At 66.2% G+C, this 17,564-nt stretch carries 15 protein-coding genes; 6 read left to right on the forward strand and 9 right to left on the reverse strand.

Features of this window, described 5'->3' with window-relative positions:
* Positions 1-4: 4 nt before the first annotated feature.
* Complete coding sequence (locus ACZK45_RS19825; protein ID WP_071229372.1) at positions 5-622, reverse strand: CDP-alcohol phosphatidyltransferase family protein; 618 nt, start codon at positions 620-622, stop codon at positions 5-7.
* Positions 623-845: 223 nt separating this feature from the next.
* On the opposite strand from ACZK45_RS19825, the gene purH reads away from it, so the two are divergent.
* The 3 genes from purH to purD are packed head-to-tail and all read left to right on the forward strand — an operon-like array spanning position 846 to position 4,666.
* Positions 846-2,429: a bifunctional phosphoribosylaminoimidazolecarboxamide formyltransferase/IMP cyclohydrolase gene (gene purH, locus ACZK45_RS19830; RefSeq protein WP_049423484.1), complete on the forward strand. Its 1,584-nt coding sequence runs from the start codon at positions 846-848 to the stop codon at positions 2,427-2,429.
* Positions 2,430-2,445: 16 nt separating this feature from the next.
* Positions 2,446-3,324 carry a hypothetical protein gene (locus tag ACZK45_RS19835; RefSeq protein WP_478445125.1) on the forward strand — a complete coding sequence of 293 codons (879 nt, stop codon included), beginning with the start codon at positions 2,446-2,448 and terminating at the stop codon, positions 3,322-3,324.
* 58 nt (positions 3,325-3,382) lie between these two features.
* Positions 3,383-4,666, forward strand: coding sequence for a phosphoribosylamine--glycine ligase (gene purD, locus ACZK45_RS19840; RefSeq protein WP_478445126.1), 1,284 nt, complete (start codon positions 3,383-3,385; stop codon positions 4,664-4,666).
* A gap of 225 nt (positions 4,667-4,891) precedes the next feature.
* On the opposite strand, the gene ACZK45_RS19845 is transcribed toward purD, so the two are convergent.
* The 8 genes from ACZK45_RS19845 to rhlB form a co-directional block, all read right to left on the reverse strand.
* Positions 4,892-5,386, reverse strand: a complete 495-nt coding sequence (locus tag ACZK45_RS19845) for a DUF2247 family protein (protein WP_478445127.1) — start codon at positions 5,384-5,386, stop codon at positions 4,892-4,894.
* Positions 5,383-6,429, reverse strand: coding sequence for an RHS repeat domain-containing protein (locus ACZK45_RS19850; RefSeq protein ID WP_478445128.1), 1,047 nt, complete (start codon positions 6,427-6,429; stop codon positions 5,383-5,385). Before ACZK45_RS19850 ends, ACZK45_RS19845 begins: the two co-directional genes overlap by 4 nt.
* A gap of 273 nt (positions 6,430-6,702) precedes the next feature.
* Entirely contained in the window at positions 6,703-7,578 is an 876-nt protein-coding gene (gene rpoH / locus ACZK45_RS19855; RefSeq protein ID WP_180838257.1) for an RNA polymerase sigma factor RpoH, read from the reverse strand.
* A gap of 278 nt (positions 7,579-7,856) precedes the next feature.
* Positions 7,857-8,570: a uracil-DNA glycosylase gene (ung, locus tag ACZK45_RS19860; protein WP_049400766.1), complete on the reverse strand. Its 714-nt coding sequence runs from the start codon at positions 8,568-8,570 to the stop codon at positions 7,857-7,859.
* Between the two features lie 9 nt (positions 8,571-8,579).
* Entirely contained in the window at positions 8,580-9,422 is an 843-nt protein-coding gene (locus ACZK45_RS19865; protein ID WP_032129540.1) for a response regulator, read from the reverse strand.
* A 7-nt stretch (positions 9,423-9,429) separates the two neighbouring features.
* Positions 9,430-10,377, reverse strand: coding sequence for a permease-like cell division protein FtsX (ftsX, locus tag ACZK45_RS19870; protein ID WP_180838255.1), 948 nt, complete (start codon positions 10,375-10,377; stop codon positions 9,430-9,432).
* 3 nt (positions 10,378-10,380) lie between these two features.
* Entirely contained in the window at positions 10,381-11,067 is a 687-nt protein-coding gene (ftsE, locus tag ACZK45_RS19875) for a cell division ATP-binding protein FtsE (protein ID WP_032129538.1), read from the reverse strand.
* Positions 11,068-11,241: 174 nt separating this feature from the next.
* Complete coding sequence (rhlB, locus tag ACZK45_RS19880) at positions 11,242-12,966, reverse strand: ATP-dependent RNA helicase RhlB (protein ID WP_478445129.1); 1,725 nt, start codon at positions 12,964-12,966, stop codon at positions 11,242-11,244.
* 510 nt (positions 12,967-13,476) lie between these two features.
* Between rhlB and trxA the strand changes: the two genes are divergently transcribed.
* The 3 genes from trxA (at position 13,477) to ACZK45_RS19895 (ending at position 17,562) form a co-directional block, all read left to right on the forward strand.
* Positions 13,477-13,806 (forward strand): thioredoxin, encoded by a 330-nt coding sequence (gene trxA, locus ACZK45_RS19885; RefSeq protein ID WP_005411275.1) that lies wholly within the window; start codon positions 13,477-13,479, stop codon positions 13,804-13,806.
* A gap of 228 nt (positions 13,807-14,034) precedes the next feature.
* On the forward strand, positions 14,035-15,777 hold the full coding sequence (gene rho, locus ACZK45_RS19890; RefSeq protein ID WP_029379723.1) for a transcription termination factor Rho: 1,743 nt from the start codon (positions 14,035-14,037) through the stop codon (positions 15,775-15,777).
* Positions 15,778-15,987: 210 nt separating this feature from the next.
* Entirely contained in the window at positions 15,988-17,562 is a 1,575-nt protein-coding gene (locus tag ACZK45_RS19895) for a sensor domain-containing diguanylate cyclase (protein WP_032130287.1), read from the forward strand.
* Positions 17,563-17,564: the final 2 nt, after the last annotated feature.

Genomic DNA, 17,564 nt, shown 5'->3' on the forward strand with positions numbered 1-17,564 from the left:
TTGATTAATTCGGCGAAACCGCCGCTTCCCGCAGTCCGCGACGGACGCGATTGATCATCGTCAGCACGCACAGCACCGCCATGGCCGCGGCCACGCCAGTGACAGTCATCGCAGCCCCCCAGCCGAACGCCAGCAGCAGGCCCAGCACGCCGATGACGAACGCGCGGTCGCTCTTGCCCATCGGGCCGTCATAGCGGCGGCTGGCACCGACCATCAGCCCCAGCACCCCGGTGTACTCGCTCAGGGCCGCCGTCCAGGCCAGCAGCCACAGCGCTTCCGGGCGCACGCCCGGCACGCTGAGCAGGCTCAGGTACAGCGCCGCGTCGGCGATCACATCGCACAGCTCGTTCAGATAGGCGCCCAGCCTCGACTGCTGGCCGAACTCGCGGGCCAGCATGCCGTCCACCGCGTTGAGTGCCATGCGCAGCAGCATCCACAGCGGCAGCAGCAGGTACAGCAGGGGCTGGGCCGGCGCGCAGCACCACACGGCGGCAGCCACCAGCAGCGAGACCACGGCGGCGGCCACGGTCACCGTATTGGCGGTGATCCCCATGCGGTACAGACCGCGTACGGCTGGACGCAACAGGTCCTGGAAACGTCCTTTCAATGCATAGATCGACATGATCCGTACCCGCTGATCCTTGGCAGTGCGGGCACAGCCTACCCCATCGTCGGCAGATTCCGACAACCCGGCTCCGGTCCACAGCCCAGCCCCCGGACCGGTCCGGATCGATGTGCCCGACCCGGCCTTACGTCGATTGCCATGGCAAATTGCCCCTTCCAGCGCCCGCCACCGGCCCCCACCGCCTACAATATCGGCCCCGCTCCGCTGCCGATTCTGTCCCATGACTGCTGATCTGTTGCCCGTCCGCCGGGCCCTCCTCTCCGTTTCCGACAAGACCGGTCTGGTCGAGCTGGCCACTGCGCTGGCGGCACGCGGCGTGGAGCTGCTGTCCACCGGCGGCACCGCCAAGGCGATCCGCGATGCCGGCCTGGCCGTGAAGGACGTGGCCGACGTCACCGGCTTCCCGGAAATGATGGACGGCCGGGTCAAGACCCTGCACCCGATGGTGCACGGCGGCCTGCTGGGCCGTTCGGGCCTGGATGATGCGGTGATGGCCGAGCACGGCATCGGCGCCATCGACCTGCTGGTGCTGAACCTGTACCCGTTCGAGTCGGTCACCGCCAAGGCCGATTGCACCCTGGCCGACGCGGTCGAGAACATCGACATCGGCGGCCCGGCCATGCTGCGCTCGGCGGCCAAGAACTTCGCCCGCGTGGCGGTGTCCACCGATCCGTCGCAGTACGCCGAGCTGCTGGCCTCGCTGGAGGCCAACAACGGCCAGCTGTCGGCTGCCACCCGCTTCGCGTTCTCGGTGGCCGCGTTCAACCGCGTCGCCCAGTACGACGCCGCGATCAGCAACTACCTGTCGGCGGTCACCGCCACCGACGCTGCGGTGCCGGCGCGTACCGAGTACCCGGCACAGATGAACTCCACCTTCGTGAAGGTGATGGACCTGCGCTACGGCGAGAACCCGCACCAGAGCGGCGCGTTCTACCGCGACCTGTATCCGGTGCCGGGCACGCTGGCCACCTTCCAGCAGCTGCAGGGCAAGGAACTGAGCTACAACAACCTGGCCGATGCCGACGCGGCGTGGGAATGCGTGCGCCAGTTCGATGCGCCGGCCTGCGTCATCGTCAAGCACGCCAACCCGTGCGGCGTGGCCGTCGGTGCCGGCAACGGCGATGCCTACGAGCTGGCCTACGCCACCGACCCGACCAGCGCCTTCGGCGGCATCATTGCCTTCAACAAACCGCTGGACGCCGCCACCGCCAAGGTGATTCTGGACCGCCAGTTCGTCGAAGTGCTGATCGCCCCGGACTACGAGCCGGCCGCGCTGGAATACGCGCAGAAGAAGGCCAACGTGCGCGTGCTGCGCATCCCGCACGGCGATGGCCTGAACAACTTCGACAGCAAGCGCGTCGGCTCGGGCCTGCTGCTGCAGTCCTCGGACAACCGCGGCATGACCCGCGACGAACTGAAGGTGGTCAGCAAGCTGGCGCCGACCGACAAGCAGTTCACCGACCTGCTGTTCGCCTGGAAGGTGGCCAAGTTCGTGAAGTCCAACGCGATCGTCTATGCCAAGGACAACCGCACCATCGGTGTCGGCGCCGGCCAGATGAGCCGCGTGTACTCGGCCCGCATCGCTGGCATCAAGGCCGCCGATGCGAACCTGGTGGTCGAGGGCTCGGTGATGGCCTCCGACGCGTTCTTCCCGTTCCGCGACGGCATCGATGCCGCTGCCGCCGCCGGCATCAAGGCGGTCATCCAGCCGGGCGGTTCGATGCGCGATGCCGAAGTGATCGCCGCCGCCGACGAACATGGCCTGGCCATGGTGTTCACCGGCGTGCGCCACTTCCGCCACTGATCCTGGAGCGACACGGATGTCCACAGTTTCAATGAAATCGCTGGCCGCCCTCGCCCTCGCGGGCGCGGCCATGCTGGCCGGCTGCAAGCCTGCTGTCGAGCCCAGCGCGAGCCCGAAGGCAGATGCGCCTGCGATGGCCCCCGCCTCACCGGCGCAGCATGTCAGCCGCACCGCACGACTGCAGGCTTTCCTGGTCCAGCGCTACGGCAGCAACGCCACGCTCTCCGCTGAATGGCGCGGCAGCTGGACCGACGATGGCGATACCCATGCGGTGGACTGGCAGGTCTGCGCGGAACAACCGGTGGTGAGCGGGGACAGCTGGCAGCAGTTGTTGGCCGTGTGCGGTGCGCTGGTCGATGGCGCGCACATCGACCCGGGAACCATCGAGTTCTTTGTGCTGCGCCCCAAGGGCGATGGCTTCGAGGTGACTAGCGAACTGACCGGCGAGCGCTTCGGTAGCGGCGGCCAGCCCGGCACCGCCAGCATCATCCGCGCCGGCAGTGACTTCTATGGTTTCCGCGTCGAGGACGGCTGGTTCGGGCAGGGCTTCTCGCTGCTCTCGCAGTCGCTGATCCTGCCGGGCCCGAACGGCCTGGTGGCCAGTGGCAACGTGCGCAGCCATATCGACAATGACGCCCAGTACGAGTGCGACACGGTCGACGCCAGTACCGACCCGGACACCGCCAATGACTGCCGCACCCGCCGCTTCAGCATCGATTTCGCCCTGCGTTTCGACGACAGCGACCGCAGCGCGCGGGTCTGGCCGCTGCTGATCGACGAAACCGGCACCACCTGCGGTGGCAAGCAGGTCCGGCAGCAACACCGCTTCACCCTGGACCCGAAGACCTGGGCCTATTCCTTCCCCGAATCGCTGCGACGCGAAGGCTGCGAGTGAACCACGCGCGCCGCCGGGGATATCGATCTTCCCTTCCCACGCAATCTGGAATCTCGTGATGAACGTACTTGTCATCGGCTCTGGCGGCCGCGAACACGCCCTGGCATGGAAGCTGGCCCAGTCCTCCCGTGTCACCGAAGTGATCGTGGCGCCCGGCAACGCCGGCACTGCCAGCGAAGACAAGTGCCGCAACGTGGCGGTCAAGGTCACCGATATCGACGGCCTGCTGGCGCTGGCACAGGCCGAAGGCGTGGCGCTGACCGTGGTCGGCCCGGAAGTACCGCTGGTGGCCGGTGTGGTCGACCGCTTCCGCGCTGCTGGCCTGCGTATCTTCGGGCCGACCGCCGCTGCCGCGCAGCTGGAAGGCAGCAAGGCCTACGCCAAGGACTTCCTGGCCCGCCACGACATCCCCACCGCGTTCTACGCCGTGCACACCGACGTGGACGCCGCCCTAGCCTACATCCGCGAGAAGGGCGCACCGATCGTGGTCAAGGCCGATGGCCTGGCCGCTGGCAAGGGCGTGATCGTCGCAATGACCCTGGCCGAAGCCGAAGACGCGGTGCGTGACATGCTCTCCGGCAACGCGTTCGGCGATGCCGGCGCACGTGTGGTGATCGAGGAATTCCTCGACGGCGAGGAAGCCAGCTTCATTTCGATGGTGGACGGCGTGCATGCGCTGCCGATGGCCACCTCGCAGGACCACAAGCGCGTCGGCGACGGCGATACCGGCCCGAACACCGGCGGCATGGGCGCCTATTCGCCGGCCCCGGTGGTGACGCCGGAGGTGCATGCCCGCGTGATGCGCGAGGTGGTGAACCCGACCGTGCAGGGCATGATCGCCGACGGCATCCCGTTCACTGGCTTTCTCTACGCCGGCCTGATGATCGATGCCAACGGCGCACCGAAGGTGATCGAATTCAACGTGCGCTTCGGCGACCCGGAAACCCAGCCGGTGATGCTGCGCCTGCAGTCGGATCTGGTCGAGCTGGTGGAAGCCGCCATCGACGGCCGCCTGGACCAGGTGGAAGCACACTGGGACGCGCGCCCGTCGCTGGGCGTGGTGCTGGCGGCCAGGCCGTACCCGGAAGCGCCGATCACCGGTGACGTGATTTCCGGCCTGGACGGCGTGCCGGCCACTTCCAAGGTATTCCACGCCGGTACGGCATTGGATGCACAGGGCCAGGTGGTCAGCGCCGGCGGCCGCGTGCTGTGCGTGGCGGCGCTGGGCGACAGCGTGCGCGATGCGCAGGCAAAGGCCTATGCCGGCGTGGCCAAGGTAACCTGGGCCAACGAATTCCACCGCACCGACATCGGCTGGCGCGCGATCGCACGCGAGGGGTGAGGGAGGCGCCATGTCCAGCCTCTGCAGCCCTTCCGTCGATGGATTCAGGCGGAAGGTATCGGCGCAGGGCTGTCGCAATACGTTGATTCGAGCGCTTCACCCTTGCGATGGACCAGATAAGGGATTCTGGATGTCTTCACCGTCCTCGGCATGGAAAGCCAGGACGGTACTCTCGCTGACAAGGCGGCGCACGCCAAGCGAGGGAGATTGTCTGGAATTCATCCGCTATCTCGCGGAATCAAGAAACGCTTTCCAGTTCTCAAAGAGCCGCGCCACGTTCTGCTCATGTGAATGCGCTGCGGGATCATAGCCACCAGAAGCTGGCATGTACCTTACAAAGCTTTCCACAGACTCCGGATAGTCAAAATCAGCGTAGATCTTCTCGACCTCTCCGAGCGGATCAGCAACCACATCGCGCTTGGCATAAAGATCCGCGAGGAGTGCAACAAGCCACCTTCTGGAGACTTCATCTTCGTTTAGATTTTCATCGAGTACCGTCAGCTGTGTAGCTACTCTGTTGCGTTCCTCAGGAGAAACGCTTTCCAGTCTTTGAATCAGGGAATTCAGATTGAATTCCCCCTTCAGCTCCTTCTGCCCGGACTCGCATTGTTTCACCACCTCAAAGTCGATCAGATGGCGCCCCATTGCCCACGCCACCTCGGTCTGACTCCAGGGCCCGTAGGGTTGAATACAATCATACGTTCTCATATAGACACTCATCTCTTGTTTGGTATTCCGTTCATGCTGCCACCTTCTACAAATCTTTGATGGGTCAAGTCGCCAGCTTTGTCTACTATGTATTCAAAACGACCGGCCTTTCCATTGAGTTCACCGGGGAGCTGAGTCAGAGTGCGAACCACGCCGTCGCCTCCTGTCAATGGAGTATGAACACCTGCTTCTGCAGCGGTCTCTCGCATAAAGGTCGCTGAATTGTGCCCAGCGTCCGCTTTGAGTGCACTTCCCACAGGCCGGGAATTCAAAAGTGCCCGACCTTCTGCACTCAGAGCTTTGGATGCCGCCACACCTGCTCCACCGGCACCTGTAACTCCTGCGATATCAGCAGCGATACTGGTAGCTGCCGATACGACACTTGGATTGGCCATTGCAACCATGCCAGCTTCGATCAGCACTGGGGCAGCCATTGCCGCTGTAACAGCGATTGCGGCCGGTCTCATCGGCTCGTATACGGCGCCATTTCCGGCAGCAATATCCCTCCGATGCTGCTCAACGAATCGCTCTGCGGCCTGCCTTCCATCCGCATCGACGAACCTGTACGGATTCCCGTTCGCGTATCGATACCGATTGAACTGCTCAACTGGCATTTGGTGAGCGGTGACTGGGTCTACCGACAAAAACACACCCAATTGTGGATCCATGTAGCGCTGTTGCATGTAGCTCAGCCCTGTGGCCGAGTCGCTCACATGTCCGGCGTACCCAGGTCCATCCGTGACCTGACCGCCTACCACGGCCCCGTAGGGCTCGTAGTCATATCGCTTGATGACGTTGCCGTTGGCATCGCTTTCGGCCACAACCGAGCCGAGGGCATCAGTGTGAATGTATGTGATCGTTGTCTGGGCGATTGCGGATGGTGACAGGCCAAGGCCCATCAGCAGCACGCAGCACAGCCAGGCGCCTATGGCACCAAGCTTGCGAGTTCGATCTTCAGATCCCCCGAAGCGGGTCGACACACCGCCTGCAGTTCCCCCGAACCTACGCATCATTCCAATCCATGAAAGAGCCTTGAAGCAAGGCTTGGCATTCATAGCACAGGAAGGCAGTCATCGGAGTCCAACTCCAGGACTGAGGCCAGAGGGACCATTCTGAATTGGACCAGGCCCTCGGCTATAAACCTCGCGAGGGATTGAACGGCTACTGGAAGCGCATGATTGCCCGCCATGGGCTGGTACTACTGAAGCAGCCGATCAGCGGCCCGCATTACCAACAGCCATGCCGGTCAAACGAAAAGCCCCGACCAACGCCGGGGCTTTTCATCAGAACGGGGGCCGGAAAAAGGAACCGAACCAAAGATCTATGCCTTACGCGGTGAACAGCGCCTTCATCTTCTTCAGCGCATTGGCTTCAACCTGGCGGATACGCTCGGCCGACACGCCGTACTCGTCGGCCAGCTCCTGCAGCGTCACCTTGCTGTCGGCATCCAGCCAGCGGCGGCGGATGATGTCGCGCGAGCGGGCGTCCAGCTCGGCGAGGCCTTCGCGCAGCAGCTGCATCTGGTTGTCTTCGCTGTCTGCACGTTCGTAGGCCATCGACGGGTCTTCGTCGTTGGCAACCAGGTACGCAGCCGGCGACGGCGGCGCGTGTTCGTTGTCTTCGTCGGCCGGCGCATCGAAACCGATATCGCGACCGGACAGGCGCGACTCCATTTCCATGACCTCGCGCTCGGACACGTTCAGGTCCTTCGCCACCGCGCTGACCTCAGCCGCGTTCATCCAGCCCAGGCGCGTCTTCGACTTGCGCAGGTTGAAGAACAGCTTGCGCTGCGCCTTGGTGGTGGCGACCTTCACGATGCGCCAGTTCTTCAGGATGAACTCGTGCATCTCGGCACGGATCCAGTGCACGGCAAAGGAGACCAGGCGCACGCCCATGTCCGGGTCGAAGCGCTTGACCGCCTTCATCAGGCCGATGTTGCCTTCCTGGATCAGGTCGCCCAGCGCAAGGCCGTAGCCGTTGTAGCCGCGGGCCACGTGCACCACGAAGCGCAGGTGCGAATGCACCAGCTCGCGGGCGGCGTCCAGATCGTTGCCGTCGCGGAAGCGACGGGCCAGGTCCTGTTCGTCATCGACCGACAGCACCGGAATCTGGTGCACGGCACCGATGTAGGCGTCCAGCGAACCGAGCGCACTGGGAATCGGGAGATTGTTTGCCACAAGGGCAGTAGAGGTGTTCTGGCTCATAGGCACCCATCTTAGCAGTCCGGCATTTGGACTGCTAAAGGAGGAAAAAGTTCCAGCATCCTATTGATGCAACACTGGTCCCAAACAGAGCCCTACCGTAGCGCGATTTGATGACAGTGGCGAGCACGCTTTTCGGGATTCACAATCCCTTGGAATTCAATCAATTACCTGCTGGAAACCGGCCGATTCCGGTCAAGCGGAGCTGAACGGGCCGTCCGCAAAGCCCATTCAGGCCCGGAAACGTTGCCCGGCGTTCAGCCCCGGTCACCCGCCGGCGGTCAGAGCGCCGAACGCGGCGGCAGCGACCAGTCGATCGGGGCCTGGCCGCGGCGCTGCAGGTACTCGTTGGCCATCGAGAAATGCTGGCAGCCCAGGAAGCCGCGGTGGGCCGACAGCGGCGACGGGTGCGGCGACTTCAGCACACGGTGGCGGCGGGTGTCGATGACCTTGCCCTTCTTCTGCGCGTACGCGCCCCAGAGCATGAACACCAGGCCGTCGCGTTCGCGGTTGAGCACATCCACCACGTGGTCGGTGAAACCTTCCCAGCCACGCCCCTGGTGGGCACCGGCCTGGCCCTCTTCCACCGTCAGCACGGCATTGAGCAGCAGCACACCGCGCTGCGCCCACGGGATCAGGCAGCCATGGTCCGGACGCGGGATACCGAGATCGCTCTCGATCTCCTTGTAGATGTTCAGCAGCGACGGCGGCACCGGCACTCCGGGCGCCACCGAGAAGCTCAGCCCATGCGCCTGACCGCGGCCGTGGTACGGGTCCTGGCCGAGGATCACCACCTTCACCTGCTCGAACGGCGTGGCATCGAACGCAGCGAAGATCTGCGGGCCGGGCGGGAACACCGCCGCACCGCTGGCCTTGCGCTGGCGCAGGAAGCTGGACAGCTCGCGCATCTGCGGCTGCATCAGGTAATCGCCGACATGCTGCTTCCAGCTCGGCTCGAGCTGGATCGTCGGGGTGCCGGCTACTTCATCAATCATCACGCCACTTCATCGAATCAGGGGTCCATCGTTCAACCGGGCCAGGCGCAGCTGGAACAGCACCTTGGTGACCAGCAGGCGCTCTTCGATCGGCTTGAGCACCAGGTCGTTGGCACCGGACTGCAGCAGCCCGGTCTGGTTGTGCGGGTTGCCATCGCCGGTCATCACCAGCACCGGCAGGCGACGCTTGCCGTAGCCGAAGTCCACGCGCACGCGCTGCACCACGTCGCGACCGCTCAGTTCGCCCTTCAGGGTGACGTCGGTCAGCACCAGGTCGATGCGGTGGCGACTGCGGCCCAGCGACTCGGCAGTGAGCAGGGTGAACGCCTCTTCGGCGCTGACCACGTGCAGCACGTTCAACTGCTGGCGTTCCAGCATGCGCTTGGTAGCCTCGGCGACCACGCGGCTGTCCTCGATATAGAGGATGGTGGCGCCGGGAATGGTCTGCGGCTGCACGTAGCCGCGGATGAAGGTCGCCAGTGCCTCGTGGCCCAGCGCCTTGTCGAAATAGTCGGTGACGTACTCGGTGAAGCGGCGCTGCTCCAGGTGCTGCTGGGCATCGCCGGAGACCACGATCACCGGCACATAGGCCTGGCCGGCCGCTTCGCGCACCATCCGCGCCAGCGCCAGGCCGTCGCCATCGCGCAGGGTCAGCGAGGTGGTCACCAGATCCACCGGGCCCTGCGCCAGCGCCAGCTGCGCATCCTCGATGCTGTCGCAGCCGATCACTTCCACGCCCGGCAGGTCGCGCTGCAGGACGTCGGCGATCAGCTTGCGGACCAGCTTTGACCCATCGACCACCATCACCCGCGTCGCGGGCCCTTCAAGGTGCTTCAGCGCTTGCGGTTGCATGCCGGTCTCAGGTATCGGTCGGGCGGGTCTGGCGAAGGAAATGGCCGGTCACCAGCCACGCGCCCAGCCAGCCCAGCAGCAGTGTGCCGAGCAGGACCAGGCTGCCATGCAGCAGGTCCAGGCCGTGCAGCACGAACGGGCTGCCGTAGCTGCGCGAGAGTTCGGCCAGCGGCACGCGCAGGGCAGCGCCGGCCGCAGCAATCAGGGCCAGCGCCACCGCGCCGGCACCCAGGCCATACCACGCGCCCAGGTACAGGAACGGGCGGCGGATGAAGCCATCACTGGCGCCGAGCAGCTGCAGCACGCCGATCTCTTCGCGGCGGGCCTGGATGTCCAGGCGCACGGTGTTGCCGACCACCAGCGCGGCGCCCACGCCGAGCAGCACCGACAGCACCTGCACCAGCCGCGCACCGAACGCCAGCCAGGCATCCAGGCGCTGGCGCCACAGCGCATCGTGCTGCACCAGGTCGGCCTCGGGCAGGCTTTCCAGCGTGCGCGCCAGGCGTGCGTCGTCCTTGCCCTGGCCCGGAGTGATCACCAGCAGCGAGGGCAGCGGGTTGTCGTTGAGTGCATCGATCGCCTCGCCGAGGCCGGCATCGCGCAGTTCCTGCAGGCCCTGCTCGGGCGTGCGCACGTTCACTTCGGCCACGTCATCGCGATCGCGCAGCTGGCCGGCCAGGCGCAGCGCGCCGGGACCATCGACGTTGCCCTTCAGGAACACGTTGATGTCGCGCGACTGCTGCACGCTGCCGGCGAACTGCTTGAGGTTGTCCAGCGCGATCGACAGGCCCAGCGGCAGGGCCAGCGCCAGCGCCATGACCATCACCGTCAGCAGGGTCGCCCACGGCTTGCGGCAGGCGCGGCCGAGGCTGAACACCACGCTGTGCACGTGGTGCTGGAACCAGACGCCCACACGCGACGGGGCGGCGGCTTCGCTGTTTTCGTTCTTCGCCATCGATTACTCCGCCAGGTCCTGCGGCGAGATGTCATCCACCAGCCGGCCGTGGTCAAGGATCAGCACGCGCTTGCGCATGCGGCGCAACAGCGGCAGGTCGTGACTGACCACCAGCACGCTGGTGCCGCGCGCGGGCAGCTCGGCGAACAGGGCCATGATCTCCGCCGCCAGGGTCGGGTCGAGGTTGCCGGTCGGCTCATCGGCCACCAGCAGCTTGGGCTCACCGACAATGGCGCGGGCGATGCCGACGCGCTGCTGCTCACCGGCCGACAGCTGCGAGGGCAGCGCCTTCTCGCGATGGCCCAGGCCCATCCGCTCGAGCACCGAGCGCACGCGCTTGTTGATGTCGCTACGGCGGGTGCCGCGCAGGATCAGCGGCAGCGCCACGTTCTCGGCAATAGAGCGGTCCATCAGCAGGCGGTGGTCCTGGTAGACCGCGCCGACCGCGCGTCGATGGCGGGGCACGTCGCCACCGCGCACCTTCAGCAGGTTGCGCTCGTCGAACACCACCGCGCCGCGGCTGGGCCGCTCGTCCAGGTGGATCAACTTGAGCAGGGTGCTCTTGCCCGCACCGGAATGGCCGGTGACGAACAGCATCTCGCCCGGCGCGACCTCGAAGCTGACATCGGTCAGCGCCTCGTGGCCACCGGCGTACTGTTTGCTGACATTGTCGAAGCGCAGGACACTCATGCCCCGATTATGCAGGACCGGCGCGACGTCGTGGAGACGGTCGCGCCATCGGTAGTGCCGGCCGCTGGCCGGCGGCGGTGTGGGTTGCCGGCCAGGGTGGGTGCCGACCGTTGGTCGGCACACCAAGGTCACCCGACCAACGGTCGGGTGCTACCCGCTGATCGGCAGCGCCGATCAGCTACCCGACAGCATCCGGCGGATCTTGCGGCCGATGCGGGTCAGGAACGAATCGCCGGTATCAGCAGCCGTGCGCACCGGCTTGGCCACCACCTGCACCGGGGTGACCGGGCTGGCGCCATTGCCGGCGGCGTTCTGCACACCCTCGGCACCTTCGACCGGACGGCCGTGGCGACGACGACGGCGCTTGCGCGGCTTGTGCTCACCGTCCACCGCACCTTCCGGTGCGCCTTCAGCACGCGGCGGGCGCGGCGGACGCGGGGCCTGCGCGGCAGCGCCTTCGGCACCGGCGGCCGGGGCGGCAGCGCCCTGCTCGCCTTCCACGCGCGGCTTGCGCGGGCCACGCGAACGGCGCTCGCCGCTGCACTCACCGTCGCGGCCACCGCGGCCACCACCACTGCCGGAACGGCCGCCACTGCGGCCACCGCCACGGCGCTCTTCCTCGGCAGCGCGGGCTTCGCGCGCTTCGCGGAAGATCTGGCCGACGCTTTCGTTGTCCTCGCCTTCCTCGCCCGCAGCCGGGGCCGGGCGTTCCGGGCGCGGCAGCGGGGTCAGCAGTTCCTTGGTGACCGGCTCGGACGGAATCTTCTGCTCGATGTAGGCCTCGATGTCCGGCAGGCCCATCGCATAGCGTTCGCAGGCGAAGCTGATCGCATCGCCCTCTTCGCCCAGGCGCGCGGTACGGCCGATGCGGTGCACGTAGTCTTCGGCGTCGAACGGCAGGTCGTAGTTGTAGACGTACTTGATGCCATCGATGTGCAGGCCACGCGCGGCCACGTCGGTGGCCACCAGGATTTCCAGCTGGCCCTTCTGGAAGCGGTTGAGCAGGCTCTCACGCTTCTTCTGCGGCACGTCGCCGGACAGCACGCCGACGCGGTAGCCGGCCTTTTCCAGCGAACGGGCGACGCGTTCGACGAACACCTTGGTGTTGACGAAGACCATGGTGCGCGCGCCCTCGCTGCGCGACAGCAGACCCAGCAGCAGCGGGATCTTCTCGTCGTCGGCCGGGAAGTAGATGCGCTGGCGCACGCGCGCGGCGGTGATGGTCTCGGCTTCAACCACCAGCTTCTGCGGTTCGTTCATGTGCTCGTAGGCCAGCTCAAGCACGCGGTGGCTGAGGGTGGCACTGAACAGCAGGGTCTGGCGGGTGGTGCGCTCGGGCATGCGGCGCAGCAGGAAGCGGATGTCCTTGATGAAGCCCAGGTCGAACATGCGGTCGGCTTCGTCCAGCACGCAGATCTCGCAGGCGTGCAGCGAGACCACCTTGTGCTGCTTCACGTAGTCGATCAGGCGGCCCGGGGTGGCGATGATCACGTCCACGCCCTGCTGCAGCAGTTCGCGCTGCTTGTCGTAATCCACGCCGCCGTAGACCAGGGCGAAACGCAGGCCCAGGTCGGAACCGAACTTCACTGCATCCTTGTGGATCTGGATGGCCAGTTCGCGGGTCGGGGCGAGGATCAGCGCGCGCGGATCCTCCGGCTTGCGGTCGGCCAGGGCCGGACGCGTCAGCAGGCGGTTCACGACAGCGACCAGGAAGGCCAGGGTCTTGCCGGTGCCGGTCTGGGCCTGGCCGGCAACATCACCACCGGGCAGCGCGACCGGCAGGGTCAGCGCCTGGATCGGGGTGCAGCGGGTGAATCCGGCTCCTTCAAGGCCGGCCTGCAGGGCCGGATGCAGCTCGAAGGAGGAGAAGGTCAAATCGGTCAGCGGTTTGTCGCTCATGAGTCCGTCTTGGTATGGCCGCCGGCCCGTGGGGCGGCTGGCACTTCATCGTCTAGGGGCACCGTCGCAAACTGCGGCCCCTGCGGCGGGTTGGCAGGCTGGGACCACCCGGTCCGCGCGCCGCACAATGCCCCAGTTTAACGCACTCGGGCCGGCAAACCGGAATGAGCTGTCTCATAAAGTCAAGAGACGGCACCCTTCACCCAGCCACACCGGACTTGAACGGCCCTGCCAGGGCCGCTGGTGTCGCCCGCTGCCAGCCCCATGTACAGGAAGACAGTGAAATCCGACACATACCAGGCATCGAAGCGATCACGATACGCTGGGTTCCAGCCGGCGCCTGTCCCCGCCCTGCGATAGGGGTACACTGCCGGCCGTGAGCGTCCAGGCATCCCGCCGAACGCACCGCGGCAGTGCGCCGCGAGGCAACGACGAGGGTCGCGCCACCGGGCATGGCCCAGTTCACCCACCTCCGGCATGGCCGGGTGCAATCCAAGACGAGAAACCAAGATGAGCGACAAGGTTGTACATGTCGGCGACGCCGACTTTGATAGCGCAGTGCTGAATTCCAAGGAACCGGTGCTGGTCGATTTCTGGGCCGAGTGGTGTGGCCCGTGCAAGATGATCGCCCCGGCGCTGGACGAACTGGCCGATGCCTACCAGGGCCGCGCCAAGATCGCCAAGGTCAACGTCGACCACAACCGTGCGCTGGCCGCCAAGTACCACGTGCGTTCGATTCCGTACCTGGTCGTGTTCAAGGACGGCGAGAAGGTCGGCGAGCAGATCGGTGCGGTGGGCAAGGCCCAGCTGGCTGGCCTGCTGGACAAGGCCCTGGCCTGATCCTGCTGTTCTCCGGCAGCCGCCGACCGCGGCTGCCGGCGGGCGCCCCGCGCCCATGATGAATGCTGTTCCCGGCGACCCTTGCGTGGCGCCGCAGGCCGATGATAGTGTCGGCATATCCGGCCGCGTTCGCGTGCCGCACCCTCTGGACGCAGTTTCTTCCAGACCCATTCCCAACGTTCGCCGCCCCAGCCGGGCGCTCGCACCTTCAAGCGAGGAATAACGCTCTTGTCCGATAACACTTCCGAAACCGGCAGCGCCGATGCGCCCGCCGAAAAGCGCGTGCGCAAGCCCCGCGTGAGCAAGGCCGCCGCTCCGGCAGCCGCCGAAACCAGCGCCGCGCCGGCGCAGCCGACCCTGCCGCTGGCCGCCGCGCCCGAGGCACCGGCTGCTGCCCCTGCACCGAGCGCGCCCGCCGCCGAGGCCCCTGCCAGCAGTGGCGGTGGCGAAGGCGGTGAGGGTCGCGAATCCGGCCAGCCGCGCCAGCAGAACCACCAGGGGGGCGGCCAGAACCAGGGCCAGAACCCGTACAACCAGAACGGCCAGCAGGGCCAGGGACAAGGTCAGGGCAACCGCCGTGACCGCTTCCGCAACCGCCGCGACCGTGACCGCAACAACCGCTTCCGCGACGATGGCCTGCCCAACGACGGCGGCGAGCAGCAGCCGTTCGTGCCGCGCCCGCACGCCAACGTGCCCGAGGGCTTCCCGGTCTACTCGCTGAGCGACCTCAAGCGCATGCCGGCACAGAAGCTGCTGGAAATCGCCGAGCAGCTGCAGATCTCCGAAGGCGTGGCCCGTGCCCGCAAGCAGGACGTGATCTTCGCCCTGCTGAAGGTGCTGACCCGCCACGGTGACGGCGTTGCCGCCGATGGCGTGCTGGAAATCCTGCCGGACGGCTTCGGCTTCCTGCGCGCGGCTGAAGCCAGCTACCTGGCCGGCCCAGACGACACCTACATCTCGCCCAGCCAGATCCGCCGCTTCAACCTGCGCACCGGCGACCACATCTCCGGCCGCATCCGCTTCCCGAAGGACGGCGAGCGCTACTTCGCGCTGAACATCGTCGACACCATCAACGGCGAGCCGATCGAAGCGTCGAAGAACAAGGTGCTGTTCGAGAACCTGACCGCACTGTTCCCGCGCCGCCGCTTCACCCTGGAGCGCGGCAACGGTTCGTCGGAAGACATCACCGGCCGCATCCTCGACCTGATGGCCCCGCAGGGCAAGGGCCAGCGCTCGCTCATCGTGTCGCAGCCGAAGGCCGGCAAGACCATGATGATGCAGCAGGTCGCCACCGCCATCACCACCAACCATCCGGACGTGCACCTGATCGTGCTGCTGATCGACGAGCGCCCGGAAGAAGTGACCGAGATGCAGCGCACCGTGCGCGGCGAGGTCATCAGCTCGACCTTCGACGAGCCGGCCGCGCGCCACGTGCAGGTGGCCGAAATGGTCATCGAGCGCGCCAAGCGCCTGGTCGAGCACAAGAAGGACGTGGTGATCCTGCTCGACTCGATCACCCGCCTGGCCCGCGCCTACAACAACGTGGTGCCGAGCTCGGGCAAGGTGCTGACCGGTGGTGTGGACGCCAACGCCCTGCACCGCCCGAAGCGCTTCTTCGGTGCCGCGCGCAACGTGGAAGAAGGCGGCAGCCTGACCATCATCGCCACCGCGCTGGTCGACACCGGCTCGAAGATGGACGAGGTGATCTACGAAGAGTTCAAGGGCACCGGCAACAGCGAAGTGCACCTGAGCCGCCGTATCGCTGAAAAGCGCGTGTTCCCGGCCATCGACATCAACCGTTCCGGCACCCGCCGCGAAGACCTGCTGATCGAACCGGAGCTGCTGCAGAAGATCTGGATCCTGCGCAAGCTGCTGCATCCGATGGATGAAATGGCCGCGATGGAGTTCCTGCTGGACAAGATGAAGAACACCAAGTCCAACGACGAGTTCTTCGGTTCGATGAAGCGCTGATCCCTGGCGCTGCATCAGAAGAAACCTGCCGCTCGCTGCGGCAGGTTTTTTTTTGCCTGCAGGGCGACGCACTTCACTTCGCTGGCGCCCGCTTTTGGCGATAATCCGCGCGATACCCTGCCCGGCCCCCGTGGGCCCTGCCACCGATTCCCGCTGTCGCCCCTTCCGGAGAACCGGTCGGGTCCAGCCTTCTGCCGGATCCGTCGACGCATGCGAACGCTGTCTCCCCGCCTCAACCTGGGCAAGCTGATCCTCGCCCTGGCCCTGCTCAGCGCCATCATCGCGCTGGCCAACACCCTGCTGGCCAGCTACCGGGTGCAGCGCGACCAGCTGGTCGGCAATACCCTGGAAGCCAACCGCGTCTACGCCACCAAGCTGGCCGAGACCACCCAGAACTTCCTGCTGGCCGCGCAGCAGCAGCTGGCCTATGCCGCGACCCGCCTGGGCGAGGACGACCTTGATCCGAAGCAGGCCCAGGATGAAGCCAGCCGCCTGCAGCTGCAGTCCAGCAGCTTCAACTCCTCACTGGTGGTGGACGCCGACGGCCTGGTGATCGCCACCTCGCCGCAGACCCTGCAGCTGCAGGGTGAGGTGCTGCACAGTGTCGGCAACAACGCGGCACTGGCGGCGCGCCAGCCGATGATCAGCGATCCCTACCAATCGGCCACCGGCAAGCTGCTGGTGTCGCTGTCGCACCCGATCTTCGACCGCCAGGGCCGCTATCGCGGCTATGTCAGCGGCACCCTGTACCTGCGCCAGCGCAGTGCACTGCACACGCTGCTGGGCAAGCACTACTACCGCGACGGTTCCTACCTGTACGTGGTGGACCGCAATGGCCGCCTGCTGTACCACGCCGATGGCAAGCGGGTGGGTGACTACGTGGTCGGCAACCCGGCGGTGAAGGCCGTGGTGCGCGGAGAACGGGGCGCACAGCAGGTACGCAACAACCGCGGCGTGTCGATGCTGGCCGGCTATGCACCGGTGGCGGCCACCGGCTGGGGCATCATCGCGCAGCGCCCGACCGAGGCCACCCTGCAGCCGCTGTCGCGGTTGATGACCGCAGTGATCTGGAATGCGATTCCACTCGGCCTGCTGTCGCTGCTGGTCACCTGGTGGTTCGCGCGCCGCATTTCGATGCCGCTGTGGCAACTGGCGCGCAATGTGCAGGGCGGCGAGGACACCGGCAACGCGATCAACCACGTCAGCGGCATCCGCGCCTGGTACTTCGAGGTCGCCCAGCTCAAACAGGCGGTGCTGCACAGCTTCAATGCGCTGCAGGATCGTATCGGCACGCTCAACCGTGCCAGCCGCACCGACCCGCTGACCGGCCTGCTCAACCGCCGCGGGCTGCAGCAGGCGCTGGATGCGCTGCAGGTGCAGGGCATTCCGTTCGCGATCCTGGCGCTGGACATCGATCGCTTCAAGTCGATCAACGACAGTTACGGGCATGACGTCGGCGACAACGCCATCGTCCACATCGCCGACCAGATGCGCCGCTACTCGCGCGACAGCGACATCCTCTGCCGCGCCGGCGGCGAGGAGTTCCTGCTGCTGCTGCCGGGCATCAGTACTGAATCGGCCCGCCAGGCCGGTGAACGCCTGCGCCAGCACATCGCCGACCATCCGTTCGAACCGGTCGGCACCATCACCGTATCGCTGGGCGTGGCCCACTTCCCCAGCTTCCATGTCGACGCAGAACAGGCGCTGCGGCTGGCCGACAAGGCCCTGTACATGGCCAAGGAACAGGGCCGCAACCGGGTGGTGGTCTACCCGTACGCCGACTGACG

The organism is Stenotrophomonas sp. 63632_Sma (genome assembly GCF_056482875.1).